The sequence below is a fragment of the Rhodoferax sp. genome, from assembly GCF_014859475.1.
Lineage (GTDB): Bacteria > Pseudomonadota > Gammaproteobacteria > Burkholderiales > Burkholderiaceae_C > Rhodoferax.
This window is the reverse complement of sequence record NZ_JACUUE010000001.1, coordinates 36,172-50,188: the sequence shown is the minus strand read 5'-3', so window position 1 is coordinate 50,188 and position 14,017 is coordinate 36,172. Positions and strand designations below refer to the sequence as shown.

Here is a 14,017-nt window from a genome sequence, read left to right as displayed (position 1 = left end):
TGGGCCTACCTGGTGCGTTTTTGCGCGGTCGCGCTGCAGTCGGTGCAAAGCGGCTATGCGCGCATTCCGGCCAGTTTTGATGATTCTGCGCGCATGCTTGGCAGTGGCGAGTGGGGTTTATTGCAGCGGGTGCACTGGCCGCTGCTCAGGCGCTCCACCGCCGTGGCCCTGCTGCTGGTGTTTGTCGATGTGATGAAGGAGTTGCCAGCCACCTTGGTGCTGCGGCCCTTCAACAGCGACACGCTGGCGGTGGTGGCCTACCAGTTGGCGCGCGACGAGCGACTGGGCGAGGCAGCGCTGCCTTCGTTAGCCTTGGTGCTGGCAGGGCTGATCCCGGTCATCCTGATCAGCCGCACACTCCGGTCGCACAATGGCTGAACATCAAATTACAATTTGATCCGTCGCGACCAATTTGCCCCCATCGCAGCAATGATAAGGACTCCCTCCATGCCACTTCAGTCGTTCACCACTGACATGCCAAAAATGGTCAAAACCGATCAGACCTTCGAGTCGGCCGCTGACTTGTTTCGTGTCATGTCGGCACCGATGCGGCTCAAGATCATCAATTGTCTGTGCGATGGCGAAAAGAATGTGAGCTACCTGCTCACGCAGGTCAAGACCACCCAGCCCAACATGTCGCAGCACCTCAACACCTTGTACCAAGCCGGTATTTTGGGGAAACGCCGCGAAGGCGTGCAAATTTTTTACCGCCTCATTGACCAGCGTATCGCCTCGATCTGCGAGGCGGTGTGCCAGGACATCAACAGCAAGGCGATCAGCCTGTCAGCCTGACTGATCTCTCGGTCACATAGCCCATATGGGCTACTAGGCCTCACCCTTTGCGGTGATAGACGGTGCTGCCCCGGTCAACAAAAATGCACAGATCGCAATTCGCTGGCCTCTTCAGGGGCATGGCGTTTGGATCTATTTTTCGGCTGCAAGCCATCAACTTACGGAGAGATCCCATGGAATTCAACAAAGAATTTGACGCGTCGGGCCTGTCTTGCCCGCTGCCCATCGTCAAAACCAAAAAAGCGCTGGCAGACATGACTTCGGGTCAAATCCTGAAGGTGATCGCCACCGACCCAGGTTCAGTCTGCGACATGGCTGCCTTTGCCGAGCAAACCGGCAATGACTTGCTGGAGCAGGGCAGCGAAAACAGCAAGTTCGTGTTTTTCCTCAAGAAGGCCTGATCTTCCGGCTTACCCGCAACTTTATTTGGAGCTCACGCATGGCAGCTAAAAAAATGGCCCTGATTGCCACCAAGGGTACCCTGGACATGGCTTACCCGCCGTTCATTCTGGCTTCCACCGCTGCAGCGCTGGGCTGGGACGTGCAGATTTTTTTCACCTTTTACGGCCTGCAGTTGCTGCGCAAAAATCTCGATGACGTCAAGATCAGCCCACTCGCCAATCCGGCGATGCCGATGCCCGTGCCGATGCCGGTGGTGGTGCAGATGCTGCCGGGCATGGAGTCCATGGCAACGATGATGATGAAAAACAAGATGAAGTCCAAGGGCGTGGCTTCGTTGCAGGAGCTGCGCGACATCTGCATCGAATCTGATGTCAAGTTTGTCGCCTGCCAAATGACGGTCGATCTGTTTGAGTTCGAGACCAGCGAGTTCATCAAGGAAATTGAATTCGGCGGCGCTGCCACGTTCATGAAATTTGCCGGCGAATCCGACGTCTGCCTGTTCATTTAATCAAGACATGATCAAACGACTGCTCCTGGGCGCTGCCCTGTTGTGCACAGCCCAGCTTAGCCTGGCCCTGTCACCCTATACCCACGCCAGCAAACTACCGGCGGCAGAGCTGTCAGCCCAGCTGTCGCAGGTCGAGAAAAAACTCCAGGCCGAGGGCTTTAGCGTGCTCGGCCAGCACCTGCCCGAGGGCGTTGCCGGGCGTGCCAGCCTGGTGATCTCCGACCCGGCCATGCTGGCGTCCATTCGTGCGGGCGGCCCGAGCAGCGACATTGTGGCGGCGGGAATTCGTGTTGGCATCAGCAGCGATGGCAGCGTCTCTTACATGAATCCGGATTACTGGTACCGGGCCTACCTGCGCGGCAACTTTGCCGGGGCACAGGAGGCGGTCAAGTCGGTGCAGCAACGACTGGTGAAAGCGCTGGGTGAAGGGACTGGCTTTGGCGGCGATGTGCCGCAGGAGAAATTGACCGGCTACCGCTACATGTTCGGCATGGAGCGCTTCGACTCGGCCAACAGCGAACTCGCAAGCTACGCCAGTTTTGAAGAGGCGCTCAAAGCAGTGCAAGGCAATCTGGCGAAAGGCCTGGGCGACACGCGACGGGTCTACGAGGTGGTGATGCCGGAGCAAAAAATGGCCGTGTTCGGCGTTGCCATGAACAGCGCCAGCGACGGCGAAGGCTGGTGGGTCAACAAGATCGGCACCGATTTTCCGGCGGCCCTGCCTTATGAACTGTTCATTGTCGACAACAAGGTTTACGCCCTGTACGCCCGCTACCGCATTGCGTTGGCTTGGCCGGCCCTGGGCATGGGGCAGTTCATGACCATCATCAATGCCCCCGAGGCGATTCGGGCCACCATGGTACGCCTGGCCACGCCCAGCACGCCTCAGTAGTAATCCAAAGTCTGCCAAGGAGTTCGTGATGACAGAGCCAAGCGACTTGAGCGGCATAGTGGTGTGGGGCGGCTTCGCGCTCGCCTTCATTTTTGGCGCCGTGGTCAACAAGACCAATTTTTGCACCATGGGCGCGATCTCGGATGTGGTCAACATGGCGCACTGGGGTCGTATGCGCATGTGGCTGCTGGTCATCGCCGTGGCCATGCTTGGCACTAATTTGTTGTTTTATCTGGGGCTGATTGACCTATCCAAGTCGGTTTATGTGCGCCCCAGCCTGCCCTGGCTGTCGATGGCGCTGGGCGGTGTGTTGTTTGGTATTGGCATGACGATTTCCGCTGGCTGCATCAACAAAAACCTGGTGCGCCTGGGCGCGGGCAGCTTGCGCTCGCTGGTGGTGCTGGTGTTTGTGGCGATCTCGGCCTACATGACCCTCAAGGGCTTGTTTGGCCATTGGCGCGCCAGCTACCTCGACCCAATCGCTCTGGATCTGGCGCAGTGGGGCCTGACGGATCAAACCCTGCCGCAGATTCTGGCCAAGCTGACCGGCATGGCTGCCAAACCTGCCTTGCTCGCGAGCGTGGCGGTGTTGAGCCTGGGGCTGGCTGCCTTCGCCCTGAAGGACAAGCGCTTTCGCGGTAACCCGGTGCAATGGCTGGGGGCTGTGGTGCTGGGCTTGCTGATCGTGGCCGGCTGGTACCTCACCGGCCACCTGGGGTATGGCGAAAGTCCGGAGACCATGGAGATGGTTTTCTTTGCCACCAATACCCGCACGCTTGAGTCGTTCAGCTCCGCGGCGCCGACAGCTCTCAGTCTGGAATTGCTGATGCTCTGGACTGACCAATCCCTGCATGTGAGCTTTGGCATTGCCAGTGCTATCGGCGTCGTGCTGGGTTCATTGGCCTACGCCCTTGCCAGCCGCCAGTTTCGCTGGGAAGGCTTTGCCTCGATGGAGGACATGCGCACTCAGTTGCTGGGTGCCGTGCTGATGGGCTTTGGCGGCGTCACCGCCCTGGGTTGCACCGTGGGCCAGGGCATGAGCGGCATCTCGACGCTGGCGATCGGGTCCTTCATCGTGCTGGCCGGCATCATCGGCGGCGGCGCTGCCACCATGCACTACCTGAACTGGCGCGCTTGAAGCCCATCCCCTTCGTTGTCGACGTCACCGAATCCGATTTCGACGACGCGGTAGTGCTGCGTTCACACCAGGTGCCGGTGTTGCTCGATATTGGCGCCGACTGGTGCGGCCCGTGTCGGGTGCTGACCCCTTTACTGGAGCGTTTGGCGCTGGAATACGCTGGCCGCTTTGTGTTGACACGTGTGGATGCCGATGAAAACATGCGCATCGCCGGACGCCACCAGGCCAAGGGCTTTCCGACTGTGATCGGCTACAGCCACGGCCTGGTTACCGAGCGTTTTCATGGCATGCAGACCGAAGGTTTCCTGCGCCGCTTTCTTGACCAATTGCTGGCATACCACGCCAAATCACCCCAAATGGAGAACACACCATGAACTTGCCCGAACGCGATGGCGACGGTTACCTGACCGATATGGGTGACTGGACTGAAGAAATTGGCCGTGCCATGGCCGAGTCCGACGGCTATGAGCTCGACGATGTCAAGTGGTCACACGTCCTCAAGGCGCGCGCTTATTACGAAGAGTTCGGCAGCGTGCCACCGATCCGGAAATTTGCCAAGTACATCAATGAAGACCAGAACAGCGTCTTCAAGCTGTGGATGACAGGCCCGATGAAACCGATCACCAAGTACGGCGGTCTGCCCAAGCCCACGGGCTGCGTTTAGCTTCATTGGTCCGCCGGTGCCCGGCGGCGCATTTGCCAGGCGGCGATGTGCACCACAATGGCCTGCCAGGGCAGGTCGAGCAAACTGTCATGACGGCTTTGTGCCGACTGCACCATGGCGTGCACATCGGGCTTGGGGGCTGCCAGCGCGGCCTGCAGACCCTGCAATCCGCCACAGACCAGCTTCATCGCTTTCAGGTGGGGGATTTCGCTTGCCGGGCGCGGCAGCCGCAAGGCAAAAGTGGCACGCTCGTAAAGAAGATCTTTCAAAGTGCTGCAGTTGATGTGCGCGACCTTCTGACTGCAGGCCACCACCTCGCGTTCGGCCAGCGCCTGGTGCCGGGCCAGGCTGCAGCTGGCGCAACCCGCCAGAATCGCTTTGGCAAAGACGCATGGGTTGGGATTGAGCTGCTCGCGTGAGGCATGGAAGGCCGCTTCATCGACCACTGCGCCACCTCAGTCGTCGCCCTTGGGGCCGGCCGTGCGTACCTGGCACAGCAGGTCTTCGGCCTGCAGCGGGTTGTCGGCAAAAATCACTTTGACTTTTTCCGAGGCTGGCAAGTCAAGCGACAGCCGCAGCGCCTTGGCTTGTTTGGATGCCTCGGCAAAACTCTCGAAGACGCTGAGTTGTTCAAGCTGGGCAAAAGGTTTGATGTGGTAGATGTAGTAGGGCATGGTGCGGATCGGGTGAGCTTGAGCGCGACGTCAGATGTAATGCTTGGAAGCGCGGCGTCGGCCGGGTAGCGCCTTTTGAATGATGACGCCGCGAACCGGCGACAGATCTGCGATGGGGTCATCGGCAAAGGCCGGATTCAGCGCATGCAGCAGCCAGCCAGTTTCGCTGCGCAGCAGTTGCCTGAAGGTCCACTGCGCCTGATGCCAGGCCAGCACGTAAGAGCCGTCGCGGGCCAGGCCTTCGGGCTCGATGATGATGATTTCGCCCTCCTGAAACTCGGGGTACATGCTCTGGCCTTGCACCATCAGTGCAAAAGACTCACCCCCGGCGCAATCGGGCAAAGCCGCGTCGAAGGCCGCCTGCGCGGCCTCGGTATGGTTTGCTGCGGCTTGGTTGGCTCCGGTGGATTCATGATTCTGAGCTTGCATGTTGAAATCAGCCAATGGCTTGTAAAAATCAAAGCACCAACGATGAAATCTGGGCTTCGGCAACACCCGAGGCGCGCAGTTCGTCGTGCAGTGTCATAACGAACTCGGTCGGCCCCGCCAGGTAAAAGTCGCAGTCGATGTCAAACAAATCGGCGCGCATGGCCTGGGCCATTTGCCACGCCCCCAAGGCTGCATCGGGGTGGGTGATCAGCTCGTACTCGAACTGATCGAGTGCTTCCGACCAGGCCCGGCACTGGTTGCTGTAAAAATGGCCATCAGACCGGGTGGCCAGCCAGAACAGTGTCAGCGATGGCGCGGCGTCGAGCGACATGGCGTGCTCGATCAGGCTCTTGACCGGGCCAAAGCCGGCATCGCAGGCGGCAAAGACCAGCGGGCGATGGCCCTCTGACAGCACGAATTCGCCGCTCGGGCCCAGCACCGTGACGGTGGCGCCTTGCTTGATGTCGCCGGCAAACAGGCGCTGGGCAAAACTGTCGGCTTCGTTGCGGGTGATGAAAAAAAGCAAATTGCGTTCATCACAGGGGCAACTGGCAACCGGGTAGCTGGTTGATACGTCCTCATGGCCAACCTGGGTCCAACCCAACTGCACCGACTGGCCGGCGAGAAAGCGCAAGCGATGGCTGCGCGGCGTTTGCAGGTGCAGCAACAGCGTATTGGGCGCCAGCCGTGTGATGGCGCGCACCTGGCTGGCAATCAACTGCTCAGGAATATCAAGCGGGTCACTGGTTTCGAGCAGCTCCAGTGTGAGCTCACTGCTGGCGGCGGTGTGGCAGCACATCAGCGTGTAGCCCTGGTTTTTTTCGGCTTCTGACAGGGGGTAATCAAAGTGCTGGATTTTGGCCACTTCGCCCGCGATCACGCGCACCTTGCACATGCCACAACTGCCGTTGCCGCAGCCGTAATTGAGTTTGAGCCCGGCGTGCAAACCCGCCTGCAACAGGTTGGCGCGGCCTTCCACGGCGAACTGGTGTCCGCTGGGGCGCACGGTGACCTCGGCGGTCATCACTTTGAGCATATCGTCCATCACTTCCAGAAGGTCAACCGACTCGGTGGCCAGCACCTTGGCCAGCCCGTGCGTGATTTGCTGTTCCAGTGCCAGCCAGCTGGCGGCGCCGGGGTGCTGGTTCAGCTGCTGGCGGATTCCCTGTTGCAGGGCCACCACCAGCTCGTGGTAGCGCTGCAGGTGTTTGCGCACATCGGCAAGCTCCTGGCTTTGCGCGAACAGGCGTTGCGCCAGCACCTCCTGGCTCGGCAACATGCGTTCACGCACCCGTTTGCCAAAGGCCTCGTCGCGAATTTGCGAGACCCGCTCCAGCAGCCCCGACTCTTCGAGCTTGGCATCCGGGTAAAGCCGCAGCAACACGTCGGTCGAAACCCAGCCGTCGTTCAAGACCAGAGTGCCGTCACGCACTTGCTGCTGCAGCACGCCGCGTGCCACGCCCAGCAACTGGGCGGCACGCCAAATGCTGACCTGGTGGCTCATGGTGCGACGGCTCCTGAAGTGGACCGGGCCAACCGGTCGAGATAACGCGCCCGGTAGAGCAAGCGGGGCTGCTGCGGGTCGTCTGCAAAACCGGCGCGGTCGTGCAGCACGTTGTTGCACACCAGCCCCATGCCCGCTTCAAGCGTCAAGCGAAAAATATGGCGGCTGTCGCTGGCCAAAAAATCAGCCAGGAAGGCCACGGCCTCACGCGTGGCGGCATCGTCCTTCCAGACAATGCTGCGCGTGCGCGCCGTGTAGCGCATGTTCAATTGGCCGCTGGTGGTATCGACCATGAACACCGGCCCGGCTTGCTCGGGGCGGGCTATGCCGTCATCGTCAATCCGTTCTGGAATGGTCATGGCATCCGGCGCCATCAGCGCGCGCACCCAGTCGGGGTTGGCTTCGCGCAGGGCAACGTAAGCCATTTCGTGATTCATCAGCGCCGTCTCGCCGCCCTGGCGCGCCGGACGCACGCAATGCAGCACCATGGCACGGATGGGGCGGGTCTCGGGTTGGTAGTAACCGTCGGTGTGCCACTTGATGGGGCGGTTGGTGTAGGGGATGAAGGCTGGGCGGTCGCCGGTAGGCGCGGCCACGGCAATCGGAGAAATGCCGTCTTCGTCAGCGAGCCAGTTGCCGTCGAGCTGGTGCAGGCCAAGCTGGCGCGCCAGTTGCACCGGAATGGCCTTGTCTTCCGTGATGACCGGGCTGCGGTAGATGGCCATGTTGGCCACGGCGCAGCGCTGCAACAGCGCCTCGCGCTCGCTGGCGGACAAGGCCCGGGGATCGGCCACATCGACAATCAGGTCGGCCGCCTGGCGCGGCTGACTGGCCAATTTTGCGTCGCGCCAGCGCTGGTAGGCGCCGGCTTGTGTCAGGTCAAAAGGATGACTCATGGCAGCTCAATCACCCGTGTTCGCAGTGCGGGACGCGCGCGCCGGCCGGGGCTCGGTGGACAACACGCCGTCCATGCCGCGCTGGATCATGTCGAGGGCATCTGGCACTTCGCTGGCCATGATCTGGTCAACCACCCAGCGCTGGTCTTTTTGCGGCATCAGCGCTTCGATGCGGTGCCCGAGGTAGCGTACAAAGGCAAAGTCCGGCCCCTTGGCATCAAAGCCAAAGTCGGCATAGTGCTCTGACAATTCGTTGAACAGATCGATGAACTGCTCGTAGTGGCTGACTTGTCCGGCGGCTGGCTCACCCATCAGGCCGTCTTCGTTGTCTTGCAAAATCTGCGCCACGCGCTGCACCAGCGCAGTCATGAACTCACCGCGCTCGGCATCTTCCATGCGCGCATGCGCCATGCGGTCGAGCACCTGGGTCAAAAATATCAGCACCTCGCGGGTGAAATCAAAATACTGCGGCCCGACCTCGATGTCAAATCGCGCGCTGCGCATTTGCTTGAGCATGTTTTGCGCCACGCGCCAGGTGATGAAGGCCATGGCGCTGGCATTTTGCTGTGGCGTCTTGGCGGCGCCATCGCGAAACCACTGGCTCTTGATTCTTATGTTGGCCATACGGCGCACCGGGCTGAGTAAGGGTGCCTGCAAGGTGGCGCACGCAGGGGCATATCAGTAACCGCCCTTGCCCAGGGGTTGCGGCAGTGCCGCCACTTTGGGGCCTTGCTTGGCGGGACCAATGGGGAACAGGTCGTAGAGGTACTTGCTGTCAACGCCCGGATGAACTTCGGCAAAGCTTTTCAGCATGTTGCGGAAGTTGGGGGTATGGCCGTGCTCGCGGTATTGCTCGCGCAGGTAGTTGATCACTTCCCAATGCGCATCGGTCAGGCTGATGTTTTCCGCAGCGGCAATGACGCGGACCGCGTCATCTTCATACAGTGGCTCCAACAAAAAACCTTGCTCGTCGGTTTCGTATTCAGTGCCATTGATGGTGTAGCTCATTGAATCTCTCCTTGTTTCAGTTAATGAATTTGGTCACACCGCGGCGGCGGATTTGTGCGGAATGAAAATGCCGCAGCCCAGCAGCCGGTGCGGGCCGATGCCGTGCTGTTGCAGGTGCAGCGAGGGCTCCGGGGCCAATCCGTGCAGCATCAGGCTGAAGGTGGTCACCACACCACTGGCAAGCGTCATGCGCTGGCGCTTGCCGCACACGCGCTCGCCGCCGATGCCCAGCTCAGTCAGCTCCCGGGTGACGGCAGCCATGAAAGCCACCTCGTCGGTGTCGGCCGCCACCACGTGGTAGGCATAGAGCGTGGTGTGCGGCACCAGCTCACGCACATGCGGCGCGTCCAGATGCAAGGCGTGGCCCGCCACGTCGATGTCAAGGCCGGGGCCGTCCAGCAGTTCGCTGGCGCGCGGGCGTGACAAGCGCAGCAACAGTTTGGTCCGGCGCGACAGCATGGCCTGCGGCTCGGTGCCGGGCACCAGCTTGATGCCCTGCACACCGGCCAGCGGCTCGCCTTCCAGCCAGGGCCAGGCGCTGCACAAGGCGTCTCTGAGTGGCTGGGCATGGTCGCGCGGCAGAAATCGCCCGCTGATGGGGAAAATCAGATCGACCGTGGAGCAGAGTTCAGGGGCTGCGGTGGTCATACAGGTTCTTGCGAAGGGGTTTGGTTGTCGGGCTGTTCCGATGCCCAGCGCAGCAAGGCCTCGCCCCATTGCCGGGCCGACTGGGGGTCGATATCAAACACGGTGAAGCGGCTTTTCTCACGGATGCGGGTGCGCAGCAGGCTCATGCTGCCACCTTCATAGTCCAGTTGTTGCAGCTCAATGACCTGCGCACTCACGGGAATGGTGAATTTAGCCAACGGTGTCAGGGTGGTCATGGTGTGGGTGGTGGCTCAATAAGAAAACTGAAAAACAAACTGGCAGGCGGTGTTGCCATGGGGCCATGGGCCCGCATCGCCAAACAACGCGCATACCGCTATTGGGCGCAAAGTGGACCCCGGTCGTCTATTACCGGGACGGGTGGGGTGATATAGCCCAAATGGGTAGCCCCAAATACCCAACGAGGGGGATAGCAGAGGGGGCAGCGTCAATCGTACTATTTGCCTCACGGTTGACGTAGTAGCCCGGCATGCAGGCCACTGAGTAACACACCCGGTTCGACGATACAGCGCAAGACTTGCGCACCCTTGACAGGAGACACTCTATGAGCATTAAGCAACACGATACCCCCATGCTTGACCAGCTTGAAAGCGGTCCATGGCCCAGCTTTGTCACCGGTCTGAAACGACTGGCCAAGGACAGCGAGTACATGACCGACCTGATGGGTCAGCTGGAACACTCGTACAAAACCCGCAAGGGCTACTGGAAGGGTGGCACGGTGGGCGTGTTTGGCTACGGCGGTGGCGTTATTCCCCGTTTTTCCGAAGTCGCTGAAATGTTTCCGGCTTCCAAGGAATTCCACACCCTGCGCATCATGCCGACTGCGGGAATGCACTACACCTCTGATTTGCTGCGAAATATGTGCGACATCTGGGAACGTCATGGCTCCGGTCTGATCGCCTTTCACGGCCAGTCGGGTGACATCATGTTCCAGGGTACCAGCACGGCCAACGTGCAGGGTGCTTTTGACGAACTCAATGAACTCGGCTTCGACCTCGGCGGCGCCGGTCCGGCGGTGCGCACCAGCATGTCGTGTGTCGGTGCGGCGCGCTGCGAGCAGTCCTGCTTCGACGAGGCGCGTGCCCATCGCCAGGTACTCAACACTTTCCTTGACGACATGCACCGCCCGGCGCTGCCTTACAAGTTCAAGTTCAAGTTCTCGGGCTGCCCCAACGACTGCATGAACTCGATCCAGCGCGCCGACATGGCCGTTATCGGCACCTGGCGCGACAACATCCGCACCGACGAGGCGCTGGCACGCAAATGGTTCGACAAGCACGGCATGACCGAGCTCGTTAACGACGTGGTCAGCCGTTGCCCGACCAAGGCCATCATGCTCAAGGAAATCAAGGATGTTGCCACCGGTGACAAGATTTCCAGCGTCAAGGTCAGCGACAGCCATTGCCTGGAAATCGACAACGGCAACTGCGTGCGCTGCATGCATTGCATCAACGTCATGACCGGCGCGCTGGCCACCGGCGTTGACAAGGGCGTCACGGTGCTGATGGGCGGCAAGCGTACCCTCAAGATCGGCGACCTGATGGGCACCGTGGTCATTCCCTTCATGCCCATGGAGACCGACGAAGACTACGAGGCGCTGGTGGAGTTGGGTCAGAAGTCGATTGACTTCTTTGCCGAAAACGCGCTGGAGCACGAGCGCACCGGCGAGATGATCGAGCGCATCGGCCTGATCAATTTCCTCGAAGGCATCGGCGTCGAGATCGACCCCAGCATGGTCGCCACGCCACGCACCAACCCCTACGTCCGCACCGACGGCTGGGATGATGAAGTGGCCAGGATCAATGCCCGCAAAGCGGCCTGAAGCCGACTTGTCCTCAACTGATTAAGAAAGATCACCATGGCAACTATGCGCACCCCCATTGAGAGCGGCGTTCCGGATAACAAGCCGTTTCTGCACCCCCTGATGGCCAAAAATTATGGCAACTGGAAGTACCATGACCGGCCGCGTCCGGGCGTGCTGCACCATGTGGCCCACAGCGGCGACCAGATCTGGACGGTTCGTGCCGGCACGCAGCGGCAAATGGACTTGTTCACCATCCGCAAGCTGTGCGACATTGCCGACACTTACGCCGACGGCCATGTGCGCTTTACCATTCGCTCCAACATCGAGTACATGGTGTCTGACCCGGCGCGCGTCGAGCCGCTGGTGGAGGCGCTGACCAACAATGGTTTCCCGGTTGGCGGCACCGGCAACTCGGTGTCTTCCATTGCCCACACCCAGGGCTGGCTGCACTGCGACATTCCGGGCACCGACGCCTCGGGCGCCGTCAAGGCCCTGATGGATGAATTGCACGCCGAGTTCATCAAAGAGGAGATGCCCAACCGGGTGCACCTGTCCACCTCATGCTGTGAGATCAACTGCGGCGGCCAGGCCGACATTGCCATCGTCATGCAGCACACCAAGCCGCCCAAGATCAACCACGACCTGGTGGCCAACATGTGCGAACGCCCCACCGTGGTGGCGCGCTGCCCGGTGGCGGCCATCCGACCGGCCATGGTCAACGGTCGGCCTTCGCTGGAAATTGACGAGTCCAAGTGCATGTGCTGCGGCGCCTGCTTCCCACCCTGCCCACCGATGCAGATCAACGACCCGGATCACAGCAAGCTGGCGATCTGGGTGGGCGGCAAGAACTCCAATGCGCGCGGCAAACCGACCTTCATGAAGATGGTGGCCTCGGGCCTGCCCAACAACCCGCCGCGCTGGCCCGAAGTGTCGGCCATGGTCAAGAAGATTTTGTACACCTACAAGGCTGACGCACGCTCCTGGGAGCGGGTGTCGGACTGGATCGAGCGCATCGGCTGGCCCGCATTTTTTGAAAAGTGCGACCTGCCGTTCACCAAGTACCTGATCGACGACTGGCGCGGTTCGCGTTCCAGCCTGAACGCATCGACCCATATCCGGTTCTAAACAGTTGAGGAAAGAGAATGAAATTCGGCATCCTCGTGAACGAAGGCCCCTACACGCACCAAGCGTCCGACAGCGCTTACCAGTTCGTGGTGGCTGCCTTGGCCAAGGGCCACACGATTCAGCGTGTATTTTTTTACCATGATGGCGTCAACAACGCGACCCGGCTCACCGAGCCGCCGCAGGACGACCGCCACATTGTGAACCGCTGGTCAGCGCTGGCGGCCGAGCACAAGGTCGACTTGGTGGTGTGCGTCGCCGCTGCCTTGCGCCGCGGCATCAAGGACGAAGTGCTGGCCCCCGGCTTCCGTATTTCGGGCCTGGGACAACTGGTGGACAGTGGCATCAAGGCGGATCGCCTGGTCACGTTTGGCGATTAATCCAGCAAAGAGAAAAATACACCATGAGTGAACAAGCAACAACGGCAGTCAGCGGCCCCAAGGTGAAGAAATTCATGTTTGTCAACCGCAAAGCGCCCTACGGCACCATCTACGCCCTGGAGAGCCTGGAGGTGGTCTTGATCACCGCCACCTTTGACCAGGACGTGAGTCTGGTGTTCATGGACGATGGCGTCTATGAACTGGTCAAGGGCCAGCAGACCAAGGGTATCGGCATCAAGAACTTTTCACCGAGCTACCGCGCACTCGAAGGCTATGACATCGAGAAGCTGTACGTTGATCAGGCATCGCTCGATCAACGCGGCTTGTCCGAGGCCGATCTGCTGGTACCGGTCGAGGTGCTCGATGACCAGCAAATGGGTGAACTGATGGCGCAACAGGACGTGATCCTGAGTTTTTAAGAAAAGGCAAGAACCATGCTGCACATCATCAACAAATCCCCTTTCGACACCAACGCGCTCGACACCTGCCTGCGCATGGCGCAAGCCGGTCATGCCGTGCTGCTGATCGAAGACGGCGTTTACGCCGCCACGCAGGGCAGCGCCATGACTGAGCGCATGCGTCAAGCCGCCACCAAAGTCAGCCTGTTTGTGCTGCAGCCCGACCTCGATGCCCGCGGCATGACGGCCAAGCTGCAGGACGGCATCACGCCGGTGGACTACACCGGCTTTGTCGATCTGGTCGAGCAATACCCCACCTCGCAATCGTGGCTTTGAGCCGATCCTGGCAAATCAATTATTTTTAACTGGAGAACACTATGAGCTTTGAAATCAACGGCCAAACCTACGAAACCGACGAAGAGGGTTACCTGCTGAACCTGGCCGAATGGACCACCGAGGCCGCCGAGCATCTGGCCGAGGAAGAAAAAGTACCGCTTACCGAGAACCACTGGGAAGTGATCAACTTTCTGCGCGAGTACTACAACGAGTACCAGATTGCGCCCGCTGTGCGTGTGCTGACCAAGGCCATCGGCAAAAAATTTGGCGAAGAAAAAGGCAACAGCAAGTACCTGTACGAACTGTTCCCCTACGGCCCGGCCAAACAGGCTTGCAAGATTGCCGGTCTGCCCAAGCCCACAGGTTGCATCTGATTCTTGACTTGACCACTTAACGAACTTGCA

General features: G+C 60.2%; 23 protein-coding genes. 14 read left to right on the top strand and 9 right to left on the bottom strand.

Annotated elements, in window-relative coordinates; translation table 11 throughout:
• The 8 genes from IBX54_RS00270 to IBX54_RS00235 all read left to right on the top strand — a co-directional run.
• Window positions 1–378, top strand: a 378-nt coding sequence (locus tag IBX54_RS00270) for an ABC transporter permease (protein WP_367141791.1), incomplete at its 5' end; no start/stop codon positions are given.
• 69 nt (window positions 379–447) lie between these two features.
• Window positions 448–792, top strand: coding sequence for a helix-turn-helix transcriptional regulator (locus tag IBX54_RS00265; protein WP_296540659.1), 345 nt, complete (start codon window positions 448–450; stop codon window positions 790–792).
• Between the two features lie 173 nt (window positions 793–965).
• On the top strand, window positions 966–1,193 hold the full coding sequence (locus IBX54_RS00260) for a sulfurtransferase TusA family protein (protein WP_296540658.1): 228 nt from the start codon (window positions 966–968) through the stop codon (window positions 1,191–1,193).
• A 38-nt stretch (window positions 1,194–1,231) separates the two neighbouring features.
• The gene (locus IBX54_RS00255) at window positions 1,232–1,702 is read left to right on the top strand and encodes a DsrE/DsrF/DrsH-like family protein (RefSeq protein ID WP_296540657.1); all 471 of its coding nucleotides are present in this window, start codon (window positions 1,232–1,234) and stop codon (window positions 1,700–1,702) included.
• Window positions 1,703–1,709: 7 nt separating this feature from the next.
• Window positions 1,710–2,594, top strand: a complete 885-nt coding sequence (locus IBX54_RS00250; protein WP_296540656.1) for a hypothetical protein — start codon at window positions 1,710–1,712, stop codon at window positions 2,592–2,594.
• A 28-nt stretch (window positions 2,595–2,622) separates the two neighbouring features.
• Window positions 2,623–3,732, top strand: a complete 1,110-nt coding sequence (locus tag IBX54_RS00245; RefSeq protein WP_296540655.1) for a YeeE/YedE family protein — start codon at window positions 2,623–2,625, stop codon at window positions 3,730–3,732.
• On the top strand, window positions 3,729–4,106 hold the full coding sequence (locus tag IBX54_RS00240; RefSeq protein ID WP_296540654.1) for a thioredoxin domain-containing protein: 378 nt from the start codon (window positions 3,729–3,731) through the stop codon (window positions 4,104–4,106). Before IBX54_RS00245 ends, IBX54_RS00240 begins: the two co-directional genes overlap by 4 nt.
• Window positions 4,103–4,396, top strand: coding sequence for a TusE/DsrC/DsvC family sulfur relay protein (locus IBX54_RS00235; protein ID WP_296540653.1), 294 nt, complete (start codon window positions 4,103–4,105; stop codon window positions 4,394–4,396). Before IBX54_RS00240 ends, IBX54_RS00235 begins: the two co-directional genes overlap by 4 nt.
• A 2-nt stretch (window positions 4,397–4,398) precedes the next feature.
• On the opposite strand, the gene IBX54_RS00230 is transcribed toward IBX54_RS00235, so the two are convergent.
• Genes IBX54_RS00230 through IBX54_RS00190 form a run of 9 tightly spaced genes read right to left on the bottom strand, consistent with a single transcriptional unit; the run spans window position 4,399 to window position 9,791 of the window.
• Entirely contained in the window at window positions 4,399–4,842 is a 444-nt protein-coding gene (locus IBX54_RS00230; protein ID WP_296540652.1) for a hypothetical protein, read from the bottom strand.
• Between the two features lie 9 nt (window positions 4,843–4,851).
• A complete protein-coding gene (locus IBX54_RS00225; protein WP_296540651.1) occupies window positions 4,852–5,070 on the bottom strand; it encodes a hypothetical protein in 219 nt (72 codons plus the stop codon).
• A 30-nt stretch (window positions 5,071–5,100) separates the two neighbouring features.
• Window positions 5,101–5,499: a S24 family peptidase gene (locus IBX54_RS00220; protein WP_296540650.1), complete on the bottom strand. Its 399-nt coding sequence runs from the start codon at window positions 5,497–5,499 to the stop codon at window positions 5,101–5,103.
• A gap of 28 nt (window positions 5,500–5,527) precedes the next feature.
• Window positions 5,528–7,003, bottom strand: a complete 1,476-nt coding sequence (locus tag IBX54_RS00215; protein WP_296540649.1) for a 2Fe-2S iron-sulfur cluster-binding protein — start codon at window positions 7,001–7,003, stop codon at window positions 5,528–5,530.
• On the bottom strand, window positions 7,000–7,899 hold the full coding sequence (locus IBX54_RS00210) for a TauD/TfdA family dioxygenase (RefSeq protein WP_296540648.1): 900 nt from the start codon (window positions 7,897–7,899) through the stop codon (window positions 7,000–7,002). The genes IBX54_RS00215 and IBX54_RS00210 overlap by 4 nt, the downstream gene beginning before the upstream one ends.
• 6 nt (window positions 7,900–7,905) lie before the next feature.
• Window positions 7,906–8,556: a hypothetical protein gene (locus IBX54_RS00205; RefSeq protein WP_296540647.1), complete on the bottom strand. Its 651-nt coding sequence runs from the start codon at window positions 8,554–8,556 to the stop codon at window positions 7,906–7,908.
• A 21-nt stretch (window positions 8,557–8,577) separates the two neighbouring features.
• Window positions 8,578–8,907, bottom strand: coding sequence for a TusE/DsrC/DsvC family sulfur relay protein (locus IBX54_RS00200; RefSeq protein ID WP_296540646.1), 330 nt, complete (start codon window positions 8,905–8,907; stop codon window positions 8,578–8,580).
• 33 nt (window positions 8,908–8,940) lie between these two features.
• Window positions 8,941–9,555 (bottom strand): type I-MYXAN CRISPR-associated protein Cas6/Cmx6, encoded by a 615-nt coding sequence (gene cas6, locus IBX54_RS00195; RefSeq protein WP_296540645.1) that lies wholly within the window; start codon window positions 9,553–9,555, stop codon window positions 8,941–8,943.
• Complete coding sequence (locus IBX54_RS00190) at window positions 9,552–9,791, bottom strand: hypothetical protein (protein ID WP_296540644.1); 240 nt, start codon at window positions 9,789–9,791, stop codon at window positions 9,552–9,554. Before IBX54_RS00190 ends, cas6 begins: the two co-directional genes overlap by 4 nt.
• Before the next feature lie 326 nt (window positions 9,792–10,117).
• Here IBX54_RS00190 and dsrA point away from each other — a divergent pair, with 326 nt between their 5' ends.
• From dsrA to IBX54_RS00160, 6 genes are read left to right on the top strand one after another with little or no spacing between them, the layout of a single operon-like run.
• Window positions 10,118–11,395 (top strand): dissimilatory-type sulfite reductase subunit alpha, encoded by a 1,278-nt coding sequence (gene dsrA, locus IBX54_RS00185; protein ID WP_296540643.1) that lies wholly within the window; start codon window positions 10,118–10,120, stop codon window positions 11,393–11,395.
• Between the two features lie 36 nt (window positions 11,396–11,431).
• A complete protein-coding gene (gene dsrB, locus IBX54_RS00180; protein ID WP_296540642.1) occupies window positions 11,432–12,502 on the top strand; it encodes a dissimilatory-type sulfite reductase subunit beta in 1,071 nt (356 codons plus the stop codon).
• A gap of 17 nt (window positions 12,503–12,519) precedes the next feature.
• Window positions 12,520–12,879 (top strand): sulfurtransferase complex subunit TusD, encoded by a 360-nt coding sequence (tusD, locus tag IBX54_RS00175; RefSeq protein ID WP_296540641.1) that lies wholly within the window; start codon window positions 12,520–12,522, stop codon window positions 12,877–12,879.
• Window positions 12,880–12,902: 23 nt separating this feature from the next.
• On the top strand, window positions 12,903–13,298 hold the full coding sequence (tusC, locus tag IBX54_RS00170; RefSeq protein ID WP_296540640.1) for a sulfurtransferase complex subunit TusC: 396 nt from the start codon (window positions 12,903–12,905) through the stop codon (window positions 13,296–13,298).
• A gap of 15 nt (window positions 13,299–13,313) precedes the next feature.
• Window positions 13,314–13,613 carry a sulfurtransferase complex subunit TusB gene (gene tusB, locus IBX54_RS00165; RefSeq protein WP_296540639.1) on the top strand — a complete coding sequence of 100 codons (300 nt, stop codon included), beginning with the start codon at window positions 13,314–13,316 and terminating at the stop codon, window positions 13,611–13,613.
• 41 nt (window positions 13,614–13,654) lie between these two features.
• Window positions 13,655–13,987 (top strand): TusE/DsrC/DsvC family sulfur relay protein, encoded by a 333-nt coding sequence (locus IBX54_RS00160; RefSeq protein ID WP_296540638.1) that lies wholly within the window; start codon window positions 13,655–13,657, stop codon window positions 13,985–13,987.
• The last annotated feature ends 30 nt before the right edge of the window (window positions 13,988–14,017 follow it).